General features: G+C 49.0%; 17 protein-coding genes. 14 read left to right on the forward strand and 3 right to left on the reverse strand.

Annotated features, from left to right (window positions below; genetic code table 11):
- Both mnmG and rsmG read left to right on the forward strand, forming a co-directional pair.
- Complete coding sequence (gene mnmG / locus B9G79_RS00180; protein ID WP_088563759.1) at window positions 1–1,929, forward strand: tRNA uridine-5-carboxymethylaminomethyl(34) synthesis enzyme MnmG; 1,929 nt, start codon at window positions 1–3, stop codon at window positions 1,927–1,929.
- 64 nt (window positions 1,930–1,993) lie between these two features.
- Window positions 1,994–2,545, forward strand: a complete 552-nt coding sequence (gene rsmG / locus B9G79_RS00185) for a 16S rRNA (guanine(527)-N(7))-methyltransferase RsmG (RefSeq protein WP_232468911.1) — start codon at window positions 1,994–1,996, stop codon at window positions 2,543–2,545.
- Window positions 2,546–2,573: 28 nt separating this feature from the next.
- On the opposite strand, the gene B9G79_RS00190 is transcribed toward rsmG, so the two are convergent.
- A complete protein-coding gene (locus B9G79_RS00190) occupies window positions 2,574–3,068 on the reverse strand; it encodes a hypothetical protein (protein WP_232468913.1) in 495 nt (164 codons plus the stop codon).
- 127 nt (window positions 3,069–3,195) lie between these two features.
- On the opposite strand from B9G79_RS00190, the gene B9G79_RS00195 reads away from it, so the two are divergent.
- The 10 genes from B9G79_RS00195 (at window position 3,196) to atpC (ending at window position 11,330) form a co-directional block, all read left to right on the forward strand.
- A complete protein-coding gene (locus tag B9G79_RS00195) occupies window positions 3,196–4,008 on the forward strand; it encodes a ParA family protein (RefSeq protein WP_038450418.1) in 813 nt (270 codons plus the stop codon).
- 14 nt (window positions 4,009–4,022) lie between these two features.
- A complete protein-coding gene (locus B9G79_RS00200; RefSeq protein WP_088563762.1) occupies window positions 4,023–5,033 on the forward strand; it encodes a ParB/RepB/Spo0J family partition protein in 1,011 nt (336 codons plus the stop codon).
- Entirely contained in the window at window positions 5,024–5,389 is a 366-nt protein-coding gene (locus B9G79_RS00205) for a bactofilin family protein (RefSeq protein WP_088563763.1), read from the forward strand. The genes B9G79_RS00200 and B9G79_RS00205 overlap by 10 nt, the downstream gene beginning before the upstream one ends.
- Window positions 5,390–5,483: 94 nt before the next feature.
- The gene (locus tag B9G79_RS00210) at window positions 5,484–5,918 is read left to right on the forward strand and encodes an ATP synthase F0 subunit B (protein WP_088563764.1); all 435 of its coding nucleotides are present in this window, start codon (window positions 5,484–5,486) and stop codon (window positions 5,916–5,918) included.
- A 14-nt stretch (window positions 5,919–5,932) separates the two neighbouring features.
- Window positions 5,933–6,490, forward strand: a complete 558-nt coding sequence (locus B9G79_RS00215; protein WP_232468916.1) for an ATP synthase F0 subunit B — start codon at window positions 5,933–5,935, stop codon at window positions 6,488–6,490.
- A 4-nt stretch (window positions 6,491–6,494) separates the two neighbouring features.
- Window positions 6,495–7,043 (forward strand): ATP synthase F1 subunit delta, encoded by a 549-nt coding sequence (gene atpH / locus B9G79_RS00220; RefSeq protein WP_088563766.1) that lies wholly within the window; start codon window positions 6,495–6,497, stop codon window positions 7,041–7,043.
- A gap of 2 nt (window positions 7,044–7,045) precedes the next feature.
- Complete coding sequence (atpA, locus tag B9G79_RS00225) at window positions 7,046–8,569, forward strand: F0F1 ATP synthase subunit alpha (RefSeq protein ID WP_088563767.1); 1,524 nt, start codon at window positions 7,046–7,048, stop codon at window positions 8,567–8,569.
- A 12-nt stretch (window positions 8,570–8,581) separates the two neighbouring features.
- Window positions 8,582–9,469 carry an ATP synthase F1 subunit gamma gene (atpG, locus tag B9G79_RS00230; RefSeq protein ID WP_088563768.1) on the forward strand — a complete coding sequence of 296 codons (888 nt, stop codon included), beginning with the start codon at window positions 8,582–8,584 and terminating at the stop codon, window positions 9,467–9,469.
- Window positions 9,470–9,480: 11 nt separating this feature from the next.
- A complete protein-coding gene (gene atpD / locus B9G79_RS00235) occupies window positions 9,481–10,887 on the forward strand; it encodes a F0F1 ATP synthase subunit beta (RefSeq protein ID WP_088563769.1) in 1,407 nt (468 codons plus the stop codon).
- A 26-nt stretch (window positions 10,888–10,913) separates the two neighbouring features.
- Window positions 10,914–11,330 (forward strand): ATP synthase F1 subunit epsilon, encoded by a 417-nt coding sequence (atpC, locus tag B9G79_RS00240; protein ID WP_232468918.1) that lies wholly within the window; start codon window positions 10,914–10,916, stop codon window positions 11,328–11,330.
- A 60-nt stretch (window positions 11,331–11,390) separates the two neighbouring features.
- Here atpC and B9G79_RS00245 read toward each other — a convergent pair whose 3' ends face one another.
- Window positions 11,391–12,932: a glycoside hydrolase family 3 protein gene (locus B9G79_RS00245; RefSeq protein WP_232468920.1), complete on the reverse strand. Its 1,542-nt coding sequence runs from the start codon at window positions 12,930–12,932 to the stop codon at window positions 11,391–11,393.
- A gap of 189 nt (window positions 12,933–13,121) precedes the next feature.
- Between B9G79_RS00245 and B9G79_RS00250 the strand changes: the two genes are divergently transcribed.
- Window positions 13,122–14,099: a hypothetical protein gene (locus tag B9G79_RS00250; protein WP_088563772.1), complete on the forward strand. Its 978-nt coding sequence runs from the start codon at window positions 13,122–13,124 to the stop codon at window positions 14,097–14,099.
- Here the strand turns inward: B9G79_RS00250 and mfd are convergent.
- Entirely contained in the window at window positions 14,096–17,614 is a 3,519-nt protein-coding gene (mfd, locus tag B9G79_RS00255; protein ID WP_088563773.1) for a transcription-repair coupling factor, read from the reverse strand. The two genes, B9G79_RS00250 and mfd, sit on opposite strands and share 4 nt — an antisense overlap.
- A gap of 228 nt (window positions 17,615–17,842) precedes the next feature.
- Here mfd and B9G79_RS00260 point away from each other — a divergent pair, with 228 nt between their 5' ends.
- Complete coding sequence (locus tag B9G79_RS00260) at window positions 17,843–18,106, forward strand: NADH-quinone oxidoreductase subunit A (protein WP_015092825.1); 264 nt, start codon at window positions 17,843–17,845, stop codon at window positions 18,104–18,106.
- The last annotated feature ends 6 nt before the right edge of the window (window positions 18,107–18,112 follow it).

Genomic DNA, 18,112 nt, shown 5'->3' on the forward strand with positions numbered 1-18,112 from the left:
ATGGCTAACAAAAAATATGATGTGATTGTTGTCGGTGCCGGCCACGCGGGTATTGAGGCGTGTCTGTCTTCTGCGCGTCTGGGTTTGAACACCCTGATGGTGACCACCAATACGGATCGTATCGGTTATATGAGTTGCAACCCGTCCATCGGGGGACTTGCCAAGGGACACATGGTTCGCGAGATCGATGTGCTGGGCGGTCAGATGGGTGTTGCAGCTGATGAAACCTGCATCCAGTACAAACGCTTGAATGCCTCGAAAGGTCCCGCGGTTCGCGGCACCCGTGTTCAGAACGACAAGCACTTGTATTCTCAATTCCAGAAAGAGGCCTTGTACAACCAGCCTAACCTTGAGGTTCTTCAAGGGGAAGTAAAACGCCTGATTCTGGAAAAGGATCTGTGTGTGGGCGTGGTTCTGCAGGATGGTTCTGAGATTTTCGGTAAAGCGACTATCATCACCACCGGAACTTTCATGAACGGGGTTATGCATATTGGTCTTCGCCAAGAAGCGGGCGGCCGCGTGGGGGATCAACCTTCGATCGGTCTGTCTGATCAATTGGCGCAGTTCGGTTTTGAAGTCAAAAGACTTAAAACCGGAACTCCGGCGCGTTTGCTGAAAGATTCCATCGACTGGTCTAAAACCATTCCGCAAGCCGGGGATGAAAAAGTTTATCCATTCAGCTTCCGTTCCTCTGATAAATTGAAACTTCCCCAGGTGCTTTGTTACCTGACTCGCACGACGGAAGAAACCCATGACATCATCCGGGGCAACCTGGATAAATCCCCTATGTACTGCGGGATTATTGAAGGTGTGGGTCCTCGTTATTGTCCTTCGATTGAAGATAAAATCACTCGTTTCGCAGAAAGAACCAGCCACCAGACATTCCTGGAGCCGGAAGGTCTTTCCACGGATTTGATTTATCTGCAGGGTATTTCCACCAGTCTTCCGGAAGATGTTCAGGATCGGTTCTTAAAAACCATCCCGGGTCTTGAGAACGTGAAAGTCGCACGCTACGGCTATGCGGTGGAGTATGACTATATCGAGCCGACCCAGATTTGGCATCGCCTTGAAACCAGAACCATTCGTCAATTGTTCCTGGCAGGTCAGATCAACGGCACTTCCGGTTATGAAGAAGCGGCGGCGCAGGGTTTGATTGCGGGTATCAATGCGGCTCACAGTATTTTGGGTCGCGAGGAATTTATCTTGAGTCGTGATCAGGCCTATATGGGTGTGATGATCGATGATCTTGTGACGAAAGGAACGCGCGAACCGTATCGTATGTTCACTTCGCGCGCAGAGCACAGACTTGTTTTGCGAGAAGACAATACTATCGACAGGTTGAGTGACTTGGGTCGCCAACTGGGTCTTGTTTCCGAAGAGTCTTTTGAGCTTTTAACGAACTTGCGTGCCCGCCGTCAGACTTTGCATGATCGTTTGAAGAACACCGTGCTTTATCCAACCAAAGATATTCAGGCTATTCTGGCGACAATCCCGACTCCAGCTATGTCGAAGTCCTTAACTTTCGAAGAGTTGCTGCGTCGTCCTGAGCTAACGAGTTCACACCTGGAATTGCTAAATTTTGAGCTGGATCCGGATCCGAATGTGGTTGAGCCGGTCGAAATTGAGGTGAAGTACTCGGGTTACGTCAAACGCCAGATGGACCTGATCACTCAGTCCAAACGCCTGGAAGAAATGCTCCTTCCAGAGGGGCTGGAGTATGGTGAAATCCGGGGTCTTTCCAATGAAGAGAAGGATAAGCTGCAACGCGTTAAGCCCCGTACCTTAGGTCAAGCTCAGCGGATAAGTGGTGTTAATCCATCCGCTATTCAGGCTATAATGATCCATCTAAAAGGTCATAAAAAGATCAAGGAGATGGGGCTTGAAGGACAATCAGGAACAGGCAGCACCGATAGTATACTGGCGCATTGATGAGTGGTTCCCTGATCTAAGTCCAGATCTGAGAGCTCGACTTAAGACCTACCATGAAGAGCTATTGAAGTTTAATCGAACGCTGAATCTTATTTCAGCCAAGACGCTTTTTGTGGCGGATGCTCTTCATTTTGCCGATTCAATCCTGGCCTCTCAGGCCATTATGAAATCCAATCCTAACCTAGATAAAGTCTATGACCTGGGGTCCGGCAACGGTTTCCCGGGTATGGTGTTCGCTCTTTTGTATCCCAAGGTGCAAGTAGTCCTTGTTGAGGTCGATCAGAAGAAGTGCGAGTTCCTGACCCACATGGCGGGTGTTTTGAAGCTTTCTAACGTGACGGTCGAGAACAAAACCATCGAGTCTTTCCCGGATGGTTCTATGAACTATGTGATGGCCCGCGGACTGGCGAATATTTCCAAGTCCATCATGATGACCCGTAAAGTGGTCCCTAAAGGCGGTGTTTTCTATCACCTGAAGAGCGAGGAGTGGGGGATTGAAGTGGGAGATATTCCGACCCAGCTTTGTTCCGTATGGACGCCGTCGCTCGTGGGGGAATACAAGCTTCCGATCGGGGCTATTAAGTTTTCAGTGGTGAAAACAGACAAGATCGCGTGATGTTCCACGTGGAACATCCGAAAAGACGCTAATGATGACCCCCGGCCGCTGGTTCGGGGGTTTTTTCTTCCCCTAGGCCGACTTCTTTCATTCTTTCTTTTACGTCCCAGCTTTTTTTGGCATTCCTAAAGCGCTGCTCGGTCTGATAGGACGCCCATTCCTGGGGATCAGGCCAAGTCTCTCCCTTTTTGAAGGCTTTGCTGTAGGAGCGCTTTGCTTCCTTTCGGCGGGCTTCAATCTTTAGCTCCAGATACTGCTTCTCTTGCTCCAGGCGCGTGATCTTTTCTTTGGATTCGCGCACACGTTTCTGGGCGTATTTAATCTGACCTGTTTGCGGAACAACCTCGGCCAACTCCTTCTCAAATCCCTCAAGACCCTTTTTCTCGGATTCAAGAGCGGCCGAAGTGGCGCCAAGCTGTGATTGATAGTCGTTGAATATAGGATCTTTCAGTTCCGGATTTGGATCCGGCTTACTGCACGCAATAAGGCTGAAAGTAAGAAGAAACAGGGTGATTATTCTCATAAATACAGTTGTTCCACGTGGAACATCGGCAAAAAACGCGAAAAACATAAGACGGCGCGCGAAAAACTGGTCTTTATTCTTGAATGTTCACGCAAAAAGGAGGATTTTTTTAGCTCAAGGAGGAAAAATGGCAAAAACAATCTGCATAGCGAATCAAAAGGGTGGTGTTGGTAAGACAACGACGTCTGTGAACCTCTCTTCTGCCTTGGCGTCTCTTGGAAAAAGAGTTCTTTTGATCGATATGGATCCTCAAGGCAATGCCTCCAGCGGTTTGGGTATCAAAAGATACGAAAGCCAGGATGCGAATAGCTACCACGTACTCATCGGCGAAAAAACTCTGACCGAGGCTACTCAAAAGACCTCCAATCCAAACCTTCAAGTATCCACGGCTAATCCGGATCTGGTGGGTGCGGAGATTGAATTGGTTGATATGCCGCAGCGTGAGTACCGTCTGAAGCAAGCCATTGCCACAGTGGCTGATCAATATGACTTTGTGATCATTGATTGCCCTCCATCTTTGGGTCTTTTGACTTTGAACTCCTTGAATGCGGCGGACAGTTTCCTTGTGCCTCTGCAGTGTGAGTACTATGCACTTGAAGGGCTTAGTCAGCTTTTGAATACGGCGGGACTAATCAAAAAGAATTTGAATCCTCAACTGCATATCGAAGGCATCGTTCTGACGATGTTTGATATTCGAAATAATCTGAGTCACCAAGTAGTGACCGAGATTAAGAACCACTTTGGCGAGAAAGTATTCAACGCCATCATTCCAAGAAATGTACGCCTCAGTGAGGCACCAAGCCATGGACAATCCATCTTCGAGTACGACAGCAAATCCATCGGCGCCGTCAGATACCTAGAGCTTGCACGTGAAGTGATTGCTCGCTCGGAAGTAAAAGTGACGCCGGAAATGGCTCCACAGACAGAACAAATGGCATAAGAAGGGGAATTTAAATGTCTGATATTGCTGTAGAATCCTCAAACAAGAAAAAAGGCCTGGGCCGCGGCTTGGGCTCTTTGTTGGGTGGTCCGGCTCCGGAACAAGCTCCGGCAGCTCCGAAGGCACCTGCTGCCACATCTATTAATAATACAGTAGCTACAACTCCCGCTCCAGCGGCTGCTCCTCAAACAGCGACACCCGTCGCCCCTCCCGTAGACCCTGAGAGCAAAATCTGGAAAGTGGGAATTGATAAGCTTTCACCTGGTCAATACCAGCCTCGTAGAACTTTTGAGAAAGAGCCTCTTCAGGAGCTTGCTCAGTCTATTAAAGAGAACGGTATTCTTCAGCCCATCGTGGCTCGTCGTACGGCTTCCGGGAAACTGGAAATCGTGGCCGGTGAACGCCGCTGGCGTGCATCCCAACTGGCGGGATTGCATGAAGTTCCAGTTATCCTTAAGAATTACGATGACAAACAAGCGCTGGAACTGGCGATTGTTGAGAACATTCAGCGTGAAGATCTGAACCCGATCGAGGAAGCAGAAGGTTACTCCCGTCTGATTTCTGAGTTTAAACTGTCTCAGCAGCAGGTTGCAGAGAAGGTGGGTCGTGACCGTGCAACGGTGGCCAACGCTGTTCGTTTGTTGTCTTTGCCTGACTCTGTAAAAGAGATGATCTCTGGAAACGAACTTTCCGTGGGTCACGCCAAGGTTCTTCTTTCTTTGCAGGATCCAAAGAAGCAGATCGAATTTGCGAAAAAAGTGGTGAACGAAAAAATCGCGGTTCGTAAGCTGGAAAAAATGGTGCAAGCCGTCGTGAAAGGTCACGAGGAAGTTGAAGAGGCACCGACTTTTGATTCTAATGTAACCCAGCGTTTGATTTCTGGTTTGAGCGATGAGCTTCAGAAAATGCTGGGTACGAAAGTGAACATTGATTATGCCAATTCAAAAGGTAAAATCACCATTCACTTCTATTCCGATGACGAACTGACCAATATGGTAGATAGGCTTAAAGAAGGATGGCAGTAAACCTTTCCCCCGCACACCAAGAAGATCTTTTGACTGGTCATGTGACGGCAATCCTTGACCAGGGGACCCATTTCGAAGGAAAGCTCAGCTTCGAGGGGACCGTTCAAATTGGCGGTGATTTTAAGGGGGAAATCTTTACCAAGGATACCATCGTTATCAACGAAGGGGCCTCTGTAACGGCCCAGATCGAAGCTGATACCATCGTTATCAGCGGCCGGGTGGAGGGAAATCTCTTTGCCCGTCGCAGGGTTATCATGCACCCTCCGGCCATCTTTAAAGGCACCGTGACATCCCCAAGCCTGCGAATCGACGAAGGCGTCGTTTTCGAGGGCGCGTCCTACATGCCTAAGTCTTAGGCAGCGAACATTATCAATTAGAAATTCGCCTTGACCTGTTCCGGCCCCCAATGCTAATCCCGAAGGTCAAAAAATCAGTAGGGATTTCAACAAAATGGACATTTTTGCACAACTAGGTATCAATACCACGGCCGGCATTCAGTTTGTGTTCTTCGCAATCGCTTTGATCTTTTTAAGCAAAGTCGTCTTCGGTCCGTATGCGCATGCATTGGAAGAAAGAGAAAGAAGAACCAAGGGCGGCGAAGATCTTGCTCTTGAATATCAAAACAAATCCGTAGAGTTGCAGACAGAGTACGAAGTAAAAACCCGTGATCTGAACAGCCAGATGAAATCCATCATTGATGCGGCCAAATCTCAGGCGACCAAAGATTACGAATCTGCAGTTTCCAAAGCTCGCGCAGAGGCGGACAAACTTGTTCAGGACAACAGAAACTCCATCACCAGTGCGGTTGCAACTGCGGCGGGTGAATTGAAGTCCCAGACAAATTCTGTAGCGATGGCAATCACCAGCAAGCTTCTTGGCAAATAAAGAGAGTAGTGCATATGAAATTGATTTTGAATGTATTGGTACTTCTGGCTCCAGCAGCGGTATTCGCGGCAGGTGGCGGTCATCACGGTGACAATCATATCCCAACTTCCACAATCATGTTCCAGGCGATCAACCTGACGATCCTGTTTGCGGCGATCATCTACTTTACTAAAGATGCCATCGTGTCCTTCTTTGCAGGTCGTAAAGCGGCTTACCTGGAAGCGGCTCAGAAATCCGCGTTTGCGCGTGAGCAGGCTGAAAAAGAATTCGTTGATATCAAAAACAAACTGGCAAATCTGGATCAGACCCGTGAAGAGAACCTGCGCAAAGCACAGACTCACGCTGAAGATCTTAAGAAGCAAATTCTTGAAGAAGCCAATGACGTTACAAAACGTATTAAAAATGATGCCGAACTGACAGCACGTCTTGAAGTTCAGCGCGCTCAAAAAGAGCTTCGCACCCAGCTTCTGCAGGACTCTGTTGAAGCAGCCCGCATCGTTTTGACGAAGGACCTTGGTTCTTCCGATCAGCAAAAACTGCAAAAAGATTTCATCAACAACGTTGGAGTGTAAGCCGATGAGAGTCAGCGAGATTTCCAAAAGATACGCAAAAGCCCTTCTGGCTGTAGCAAAGCAAAAAGGCATCCACACTCAAGTGCACGCAGAACTGCAAGCGCTGGTGAAGTCCTTCGCGGGCGATGCCTCTGTAAAAAACTATTTCGAAAATCCAATGATCGGTTCTGATCAGAAGATCGCAGCTGTAAAAGCATCTTTGTCCGGCAAAGGTGTGTCTGAAGAAGTGGTGAACACACTTGTTCTTCTGGCTGAAAAAAACCGCTTCGGTGTTCTTGAGCAAATCTCCTTCGCCTACCGCGACCTTCTGGATCTGGAAGATGGCGTGACTCGCGGAGTGGTTCGTTCTGCCCAGCCTTTGGCGGCGGATGCTCAAAAAGACATCGAACAAAAAATCACTAAAGTTTTGAATAAGAAAATCGTTCTGACGTACGAACAGGATTCCAAACTGCTTGGTGGCGTGGTTGCCACTGTAGGCGGCTGGACTTTCGATGACAGCATCGACACTCATCTTAAAAAATTAAATGAAGAACTAAACAGGAGAGCCAACTAACAATGGAAACACAAATCCGTGCTGACGAGATCAGTCGCGTTCTCAAAGAGCAAATCAATCAATACAACAAAAAGATTGAAGTAAGTGAAACAGGTAGCGTTCTTTCCGTAGGGGACGGGGTTGCTCGTATCTATGGTCTTGAAAACGCAATGGCTGGTGAACTTGTAGAGTTCCCAGGCGAAGTATACGGAATGGTTCTGAACCTTGAAGAAGGTTACGTTGGTGCCGTATTGTTCGGTGAAGACCGTCACATCAAAGAAGGCGACGTAGTTAAAAGAACGAAAAAGATCGTTTCCGTACCTGTAGGTGAAGCTCTTCTTGGTCGCGTTGTAGACGCTCTTGGTAACCCGATTGACGGCCGTGGCGCTATCAACACGCCTCACTCCCGTATCGTTGAAACAAAAGCTCCTGGTATCGTTTACCGTCACCCGGTTGAAGAGCCTCTTCAAACTGGTATCAAGGCGATCGACGCCCTTGTACCAATCGGTCGTGGTCAGCGTGAGTTGATCATCGGTGACCGTCAAACTGGTAAAACAACTATCGCCGTTGACACTATCATCAACCAAAAAGGTTTGAATGTTCAGTGCTTCTACGTAGCTATCGGTCAAAAACAATCCACAGTTGCCTTGGTAGTTGAAAAACTGCGTGCAGCGGGTGCTCTTGAGTACACGACTGTTATCGCGGCCAACGCTTCTGACCCAGCTCCACTTCAATACCTGGCTGCTTACTCCGGTACAGCGATGGCTGAATACTTCCGTGATACTGGCAGACACGCTCTGATCGTATACGATGACTTGACGAAACAAGCTCAAGCTTACCGTCAGTTGTCTTTGCTTCTTCGTCGTCCTCCGGGCCGTGAAGCTTACCCAGGTGACGTATTCTATTGCCACAGCCGTTTGTTGGAACGTGCTTCCAAATTGTCTGCTGATAAAGGCGGCGGTTCTTTGACTGCATTGCCAATCATCGAGACTCAAGCGGGCGATATCTCTGCTTACATCCCTACAAACGTGATCTCCATCACTGATGGTCAGATCTTCCTTGAATCTGATTTGTTCTACAAAGGTGTGCGTCCAGCGATCTCTGTAGGTAAATCCGTTTCTCGCGTTGGTGGTGCGGCTCAGATTAAAGCGATGAAACAAGTTGCAGGTTCCCTGAAACTTGAGCTTGCTCAGTTCCGTTCCATGGAAGCTTTTGCGGCGTTTGCATCCGACCTGGATAAGGCGTCCCAGCAACAGCTTGCTCGTGGTCGTCGTCTGATTGAAGTGTTGAAACAGCCTCAGTACTCTCCGGTAAAAGTTGAAGAGCAAATCATCATGATCTTCGCTGCTGGTAACGCGTTCGTTGACCAATACCCAGAGACAGACGTTAAGAGATACGAAAAAGAGATGATCGAGTTCTTGAAAAACAAGCACTCTGACATCATCAAAACGATCTCTGAGAAGAAAGCGATCGCTGACGATACTAAAAAAGCATTGTTGGCAGCTCTTGAAGAGTTCAAAGCTATCTTCCAACCTTCTAACAAGTAATTTGGTGCTTAAATGGCAAGCTTGAAGGATATCCGGGCTCAGATTGAGTCCACTAAAAACACCCAGCAGATCACGAAGGCGATGAAGCTCGTGTCTGCTGCAAAGTTGAGAAAGGCGCAGAATAACATCGTTAATATGCGTCCTTATGCTCTGGCTTTGCGTCAGGTGATTGCGGATATCGCTGTGACCAATAAAGTGTCGCATCCGTTGATGGAGAAGAAAGAACAAGTAAAGAATGTTTTGCTTGTTGTTATCACTTCTGATCGCGGTCTTTGCGGCGCTTTCAACAGCAATATCAACAAATTCGCTGAAGCTTATTACAACAACAACAAGACTTCTCTGGAGAAGATCGACTTCCTGTTCGTGGGTCGTCGTGGTCATGACTACTTCGCAAGACGTGGTATCAAAGCGGTGGATTACATCACCAAGCTTGATAAAGACATCTCCTATGAGCTGGCTTCCAAAGTTGCCAACCGCGTGATGAATGATTACCTCGAAGGTTCATACGATGAAGTTCGTATCGTTCACAATGAGTTCAAATCTGCAATCTCTCAGGTTGTGACGGCTGAAACTCTTCTGCCAATTGATCTTGGTATGACGACTTTCAAAAAAGAAGCTGACACTGCTTCCAACTTTGCTGTCGACATGATCTTCGAACCGGCTCCAGAGCAAATCATCAAAGAATTGCTTGAGAAGCACTTCGAGCTTCAGGTTTACAGATGTATGTCCGAGTCTGTTGCGGGTGAACATGGCGCTCGTATGAGCGCGATGGAAAACGCGACAAACAACGCGAAAGAGATGATCAACAAACTCACTCTGACGTACAACAAACTGAGACAAGAAAAAATTACTACAGAATTGATTGAAATCGTATCTGGCGCTGAAGCGCTTAAAGGATAGGGAGCTGAATAATGGCATTCGGTAAAGTAAAACAGGTAATGGGTCCCGTAGTAGACGTGGAATTTGAAGGCGGGGAACTTCCTGCGATCAACTCCGCTCTGCGTGTAACAAATAAATTTATCTCTGACGTTGAATTCAACCTTGTTCTTGAAGTTGCTCAGCACTTGGGTGACGGTGTTGTAAGAACGATCTCTATGGACCAGACTGAAGGTTTGGTTCGTGGTGAAAAAGTTAAAGCGTTGGGCACTCAGATCACTGCGCCAGTAGGCCGTGAAGCTTTGGGTCGTATCATCAACGTGGTTGGTGAACCAATCGACGAAATGGGCCCGGTAAACGCAAAAGAACAATGGGGCATCCACAGAACTGCTCCTAAGTTCGAAGATCAGGCGACAGCCGCTGCAATGTTGATGACTGGTATCAAGGTCGTTGACTTGCTGGCTCCATACGCAAAGGGTGGTAAGATCGGTCTGTTCGGTGGTGCCGGCGTAGGTAAAACCGTATTGATCCAGGAGCTTATCCGTAACATCGCTACTGAGCACGGTGGTTTCTCCGTATTCGCGGGCGTTGGTGAGCGTACTCGTGAAGGTAATGACTTGTGGCAAGAGATGAAACAGTCTGGCGTTTTGGCCAAGACTTCCCTGGTGTTCGGTCAGATGAACGAACCTCCTGGAGCTCGTGCGCGCGTTGCTTTGACTGGTCTGACTGTTGCTGAGTACTTCCGTGACGTTGAAAATCAGGACGTATTGTTCTTCGTAGACAACATCTTCCGCTTCACTCAAGCGGGTGCCGAAGTTTCCGCATTGTTGGGTCGTATCCCTTCAGCGGTTGGTTACCAGCCAACTCTTTCCACTGAGATGGGTACTCTTCAAGAGCGTATCACTTCCACTAAAAAAGGTTCCATCACTTCCGTTCAAGCGGTTTACGTACCAGCGGATGACTACACGGATCCAGCTCCGGCAACCACGTTCACTCACTTGGATGCTACGACAAACTTGGATCGTGATATCGCAGCTATGGCGATCTTCCCAGCGGTTCACCCGTTGACTTCCACTTCCCGTTTGTTGGATCCAACAGTTATCGGTGAAGAGCACTACAAGTGCGCTCGTGACGTTCAGGCGTTGTTGCAGCGTAACCGTGAGCTTCAGGATATCATCGCGATCCTGGGTATGGACGAATTGTCTGAAGCGGATAAACTGGTTGTTTCCCGTTCTCGTAAGATCCAGCGTTTCTTGTCTCAGCCGTTCTTCGTTGCTGAGCAGTTCACTGGTTTGCCAGGCCGTTATGTTGATATCAAAGACACTGTTAAAGGTTTCCGCGAGATCCTTGATGGTAAACACGATGCTCTTCCAGAGCAGGCGTTCTACCTGGTTGGTACTATCGAAGACGCTATCGAGAAAGCTAAGAAGCTGCAGGCTTAGTGCCTGCCTCTTCCTAAGGGGTGAATATGAAACTGACAATCGTGACACCGGAAAAGCGCATCCTTGTTGGCCAAGAGGTCGACGAGGTGACTGTTCCAGCATTCAAGGGGGAACTAAACATTCTTCCTGGTCACGCTCCATTGATCACCACTCTGGAAACAGGCGTGATGAAATGGAAACTCAAAGGGAAAGAAAAGCAGGACGTGGCTGTTATCAGCTGGGGTTACTGCCAGGTTTCTCCTGAGGGCGTGAATATTCTTGCCAATATCGCTGACCTTCCTGAAGACATTGATCTTCAGGCGACAAAAGAGTTCTTGGCTCTATCTGAAAAGAAGATCATGAACGAACTGATCACAGACGAAGACTGGGCAGAGTTCCAGCGCGACTGGGCTCATGCGAGAGCGAAAATCGAAGCGGCTGAACAACAGCCAGCGAAGAAGTAAGAAACTAAAACGGAGGCCACAAGCCTCCGTTTCTTTTTTTGAGAATGTCGTTTTTTAGATCTAATCCTTCAAGGCAAACGAGCCTTGAGAGCTTTTAAGAATCTCATCCCGGTACTGGGCGATCTTTTTTCCGGCGTCCTTGTGATTGAAGTAAAGCTGAATCACCTGACGATAGCCGCGCGACTTCGGGAACAGGCGGGGTGCTCCCAAATTCACCACAATCAGTTTCTGGCGCTCCTGCGGGGAAAGGCCGCGCACCTGACGGGCCGTGCGGGGGCCGGTGACCCCGACGAATAAAGCAGTGCACTGTTTCTTCCTGAGCAATCCGGAAAGGTCCTTACCCAGTGAATGGTTATCCAGCTTCAGGCTTGGAATCTTCTTTTTGTCGCTGCCGATAAATGAAATCAGAAAATCCTGGGAAGGTGAGGCTGCACAGATAGTTTCAGCCGAAGCGGGCTTGCGCGCGGATTTGGCCGAGGGCAACTGGCGTGGGATCAGACTGGTTTTAAGATTCTGGGAAAGAACCTCGTCCTCGATTTCAGCGTATTGAGGCGATGTAAGACTGTTGCCACTTAAAAGCGACGGAAGCTTGGGGTCACGGCGATAGACGTTGGCAAAGGCCTTTACGCGCAGAATTCGGCGAAGCTTTTCATCCACGCTGGCAGAGGAAAGCTCGCCGGATTTCAGGGCCGCCAAAACGTAATCAAAAGCCTTTCCCTGATCGGCAAAAGACCAGGTCAGCATCACAATGTCCGATCCTGATTGCAGGGCACGCAGGGCTGCGGCCTCGGGGCGAAGCACTTGTTTGGATCCTTGCATCTGCAGATCATCGGTCATCACCAGGCCCTGGTATTTCAGCTCATCGCGCAGAAGATCCCTGGAAATCTTCGTGGAAAAACTAGCAGGCTCAAGATCCTTATCAAGACCCGGATAAATCAGGTGCGACATCATCACCGCAACGTTGGCGCCGATTTTGGAATAACCCATGAAAGGAATCAGATCGCGCTTTTTCATTTCTTCCAGCGTGGCGCTGTTTTTAACCACCGTCACATGCGGATCCTGATTCAAACTGCCAGTACCCGGGAAATGCTTCGCCGTCGGAATCACGCGCGCTTTTAAAAGACCTTTGGAATAGGCCACGCCGATATCACGCACAAGCACCGGGTCGGAACCAAAAGACCGGACACCAATGAAGCTTGTTGAATATGGATCCACCACATCCAGCACCGGGGCAAGATTCATGTTGAAGCCCACTTCGCGAAGGAACAGCCCGGTTTGATAGCCCATTTCTTCTGCCAAAAGCGGGGACTGGGTTTGCCCCAGAGCCAGGGCATTCGGAGGCGCGGGCGTGATCGGCAGGCGGGACACAGATCCCCCCTCCTGATCGATGGCAATCAGCGGAGGAAGTTTGGAATATTTGTAGCTTGATTTATAAAGGGCCAGATTCAGTTCCCGGATCTGCGGGGCTGAAACCATGTTGCGCTTAAATAGCAGGAAAGAACCGGGTTTGTATTTCGCGATAAAGGATTCAAGTTCCGGAGCCACGTCTTTGTGGGGAAAACCCACGATGAAAAGTTGTCCGACTTTTTCTTGAGAGCTCATTTGTTTGATCTTGGAATCGATGACTTTTGACAGTTTGTCAGCCGAAGGACCAGAAGCTAGTACAAGGTGGGGAAAAACAAGAATCAGCAGACAAAAACTAAAATTCCTAAGGATTCCCCTGATATACTTGTTCATAAGATCAGACTATCACTTGGCCCCTACGAGGCCAGACGAGATTTGAGAGACAGCATGAAATTGCACCAAAGTCTTAAATCAAAAGTATGTATTCTGCTCACTTTGCTGGTGGGCTTTTCTGCCTATGCTCAGGATATCGAGCAAGAAGTGGAAGCCGCCGACGATGTTGAGATTCAGCAGCAGCAGCAAGCCCCCGCGGACTTTGATGATCTAACACCTGTAGAAACCACCGACATGGACGAAGAGTCTGACCCCTTCGCGGAAGAATCCACGACAACACCGGAAGAAACTTCCACCGCAGAAACGGAAGAGGTTGCGCCAGCTCCTGAGGAGCCCGCTGTGATTGAGGCTCCGGTTCAAAGATATGCCGAGCCGACGCCAAGCCCGGCCTTGGAAAACCTTCCTTTGGTGGAGGTGCAGATTCGTCAGGACAATCTGGCTGACTACAAAGTCCGACGCGAAACTCACGGCACCTATGTGTCGTTTGATTATGAGGCGATCGAATTTAAAAACTTCATTTCCACTTTGGACGGCCAATCCTACAAGGCCGTTTTTGGTTCGGACACGGTGAACCTGATTCAACTGGGTGTGGACTATAAATACAACTTCATGCTGGGCTCTTTGGCGGCGGGTGCTTTCTATGGCGTTGGTAAAGTCGACGGCAACAGCGATCGCAGTCTTGAAATCACCAAATATGGCATCGGCTTTAAATTCACGGCCGACATGCTGATGAATGAGCCTTACGTGGCCCCTTATGTGGGAATCAACGTCTGGCAGATGGGATTCTCGGAAAAAAGTGCGACGGATTCATTCTCAGCAACCACTCAGATGGGTTACAACTACACGGTGGGATTATTGATCCAGCTTGATTGGATTGATTACGAAACGGCGAAAGAAAGCACGTTCAACTGGGGTCTTGAAAACACCTTCATCGACGTCTATGCGACTCAGTATGCAAAAACCGAAGCGCCGGATGATCCGGACACCACCACAGACTTCCTGTTCGGTGGCGGTCTTCGTTTGGAATTCTAGATAAGTCTTAAAAGAGCGTCGATCTCTTCGTGAACTGCGGACCAGGTGATATTGCTCATTTTGATGTTCAGGCGGTTGTCCGGAGTCAGTGAATACTTTTTGCTTTCACGGATTGCCAGTTGAATCACCTTTTCCGGGCTCAGTTTGGTTTTCTCGGTGAAGATCAAAGAAATGGATTTTAATCCCGCACTGATATCACGAACACCCAGCTCTTTACACTGACGACGAATCAACATAAGGCCCATCAAATTCACGGTTTGTTCCGGGATCGGTCCGAATTGATCACGCAGCTCCTCTTCAATGCGATCCAGCTCTTCATTGGAAGTAATGTCCGCCAAAGCCTTATAGTAACCCAGACGGATGCGGATGTCTTTGATATAGGCATCCGGGATCAGGGCCGGGATTTTCAGATTCAGTTCCGGATCCAGATCCATGTCTTCAACCGCTTCACCCTTGGCTTCCGCCAAAGCCTCGTTCAGAAGATCCATGTACATTTCATAACCCACGGAATTGACGTGACCGGATTGCTCTTCACCCAGAATGTTTCCGGAACCGCGAAGTTCCAGATCATACTGGGCAATCTTGATGCCGCTGCCAAGCGCGGTGTTTTCCTGAATGATCTTAAGACGCTCTTGCTGCTCTTTATCGAGCTTGTGATTTCTTGGCATCATCAGATAACAGTAAGCCCGCGTTTTGGAGCGGCCCACGCGTCCACGCAGCTGATAAAGCTGGGAAAGTCCAAACAAGTGCGCGGTATCAATGAACATGGTGTTAGCACGTGGCACGTCCATGCCGGATTCCACAATCGCCGTACACACGAGCACATCGATTTCGTGGTGGAAGAAGGCGAGCATGGCTTTTTCAAGCTCGTGTTCTTCCATTTGTCCATGGGCCACGCGAATCCTTGCTTCCGGCACAATCTGACGAAGCTCATCGACCAGGCCATAGATGGATTCAATGCGGTTGTGGATAAAGTACACCTGGCCGCCACGCGAGATTTCCGCCGTCACGGCTTTGCGAATGGTTTCCGGATCGAACTTGGTCACAAAGGTGCGGGTTGGCAGACGATCCACCGGAGCCGTGTTGATCAAACTTAAATCGCGAATCCCGACAAGCGCCATATTCAGTGTGCGTGGGATAGGAGTTGCCGACAACGTCAGGGTGTCGACGCTGGTTTTGATCTTTTTGATTTTCTCTTTATGAGTGACGCCGAATTTTTGTTCTTCGTCGATAATCAAAAGGCCCAGGTCTTTATAGGCAATGGACGATCCCAGAAGTTTGTGGGTGCCCACGATCAAATCAACTTTGCCGTCTTTCAAATCCTGCAAAGTCTTTTTCACTTCAGCCGGAGTCACGAAACGATTCAGCACGCGAATATCCACCGGCCAGCCTTCGAAACGTTTTTTGAAGGTTTCAAAGTGCTGGAAGGTCAAAACGGTGGTCGGTGCCAGCACCGCCACTTGTTTTCGGGCTTGAATGGCAAAGAACGCCGCGCGCATGGCAACTTCCGTTTTACCGAAGCCCACATCGCCGCACACAAGCCGATCCATGGGCTTCGTGGATTTAAGATCTTTGCGGATGTCATTGATGGCGCGAAGCTGATCATCGGTTTCTTCATACGGGAAACCGTTTTCAAACATCATGACTTCATCTTCTTTAATCACAAAAGCGGGGCGGTGCATTTCAGCACGCTTCGCATACAAGGCCAGCAGATCCGCCGCAATGTCGCGCACGTGAGATTTGACTTTGGCTTTGGTTTTTTCCCAGGCAGTGCCGCCCAGCTTGTCCAGGATGCTGGTGCCAGCTCCAGAGAACTTCTGCAACTGACCCACGCGGTATACCGGCAGATAAAGTTTGTCTTTATCCTTGTAGCCGACCTGAATGTATTCAGATTCGACTCCGCCGATATTCATGATCTTCAGGCCTTCGTATTGGCCGATCCCGTGTTTGGTGTGAACCACCAGGTCGCCGGGCTTTAAATCACCGAAAGAAAGACGCTTGGCCTGCTTCTGGAAATCCTGGGCGCCGCTGGATTCTTTGGCGCGCTGTTTTTTGCCGTAGAAGTCCTCATCGCGCAGGAAGATGATTTTTTCCTCTTCCAGGCGCAGACTTTCCGCAAGATGGCGGGGCACGATGTGAACGATGTTTTGTTCACGATCCTGTTCCTGCAGCCAGGAATCCCAGCGGTATTCATCACTGTTGGTGCGAACGGCTTTCAGTTCCAGTTTTTCAAACACCAAAGACAACCGGTCGATATGGGACTGATTTTTGGTGCTGACAAAGATGCGATAACCCTCATCACGCCAGCGATGAAGTTTGTTGGCCGCGGCTTGCAACCACGGCTCGGTGCCGACCGCGTTGGCTAAGGCCAGGTTTGTAAAATCCTGAGTCATTGCCGTACGATATTCAACACGGGAATCATCGGAGTTTTCTTCGTCGAAGTATTCCAACGAAGAAAAATACACCTGGCGAGAGTTTAACGGATACGCCAGAGTTTCAAAGTTGACGTAGATGTCTTCAAGCTCGGGGCGGATCACATGCGCTTCACTGGTGCGATAGTCGGCTTTTAATTCCGCCCACATTTCATCCGCACAGCGAGAGATCTCCACCGGATCCAGGAACCACAGATTTAAAGCGCCCGGAAAATGATCAGCCGGAGTGGCAAGTTCGCCGTAGAAATAGGGAAGCAGGAATTCAATGCCCGGAAAGGCATTTTTTAACACCAGGGATCGCAGGGTTTCTTCGGCCTCAGCTTTATCGACTTTACGGCCCTCAAGGGAGCCGCGCACTCGCTGCAGCAGTCTTTCATGGGTTTCATCGCGATAAAGGACTTCACGCGCCGGAGTCAGAACAAAAGATTGAATCTCGTCCGAGCTTCTTTGATCAGCGACACTGAAGTGGCGAAGGCTTTCCACCTGATCCCCGAACAGATCCATGCGCACGGGCTGATTTTCAGTGGGGGGATAGATGTCGACGATACCCCCGCGAACCGCGAACTGACCCTTGTCCTCCACCATCGGAGCGGCGGTGTAACCTAAAGTGCTGAAATAGTCCGAAAGGTTTTCGGGAAGTTCATCCCCGGCACGAACAGTTTTGGAGTGATCCTTCAGGATTTTCACCGGAAGAGTTTTCTGCATCAGTGCGTCAACGGAAGATATGAAGATTTCTCCGGCTTTGGCAGACTGAGCTTTTGCCAGGAAACGAACCCGGTCGGCGACAACTTGAGTGTTCGGATAAAGACCGGAATACGGGGAAACATCGAAAGCGGGCAGAATATGACTTTGACGACTTGGGTCGAAGAACTCCAGCAAGGCTTGCAAGGTCACCGCTTCACGATGACTGCCAGTCACAACAAGATGCGGCAAGCCGTTGATTTTTTTGGAGTAAGTCTGCGACAAAAAGTAAGCAAGCGCCAGCGGAGACGCCGCCCCGGTGACTTGAATCTTTCCGCGAGTTGTTTCAAAGGCTCTTTCCAGGATGGATTCGAGTCTTGTGTGAGTGCTTTCGGCTTTCATTTGGTGGGCTCATCTTGCCACGCTTATCGCCTTGTTTCCATTCATATTTCTTGGTTTTCAAAGACGACACATATATAACTAATTGAAATCCAAATAATAACGACAACTTTGGAGGGACTAGTGCCACTCGGTGGAGTCATATTCATCGTCATTTTCATTGCTCTTTTTGGAGCCTTTTTAGTTTGGCTTGCTGCCAACATTACTGGGACAAAACCGGTATACAACCCTGTGAAGTACGAGCCTTACGAGTGCGGTATTCCTGGTATTGAGAAAAAGGAAACAAAGATTTCTGTTAAGTACTATCTGACAGCGATCCTGTTCATCCTTTTCGATATCGAGATTATCTTCATGTACCCTTGGGCGATTTCATTCCGTGAATTCATCGCGACAGGCGGAGGCACATTTGTCTTCGTTTCCATGATGATTTTCATCGCGATCTTCATCTTCGGGCTGTTCTGGGAAGTTAAATCTAAAGCTTTGGAATGGGACTAAGCGATG

This window comes from Bdellovibrio bacteriovorus (assembly GCF_002208115.1).
Classification (GTDB): Bacteria; Bdellovibrionota; Bdellovibrionia; order Bdellovibrionales; family Bdellovibrionaceae; genus Bdellovibrio; species Bdellovibrio bacteriovorus_C.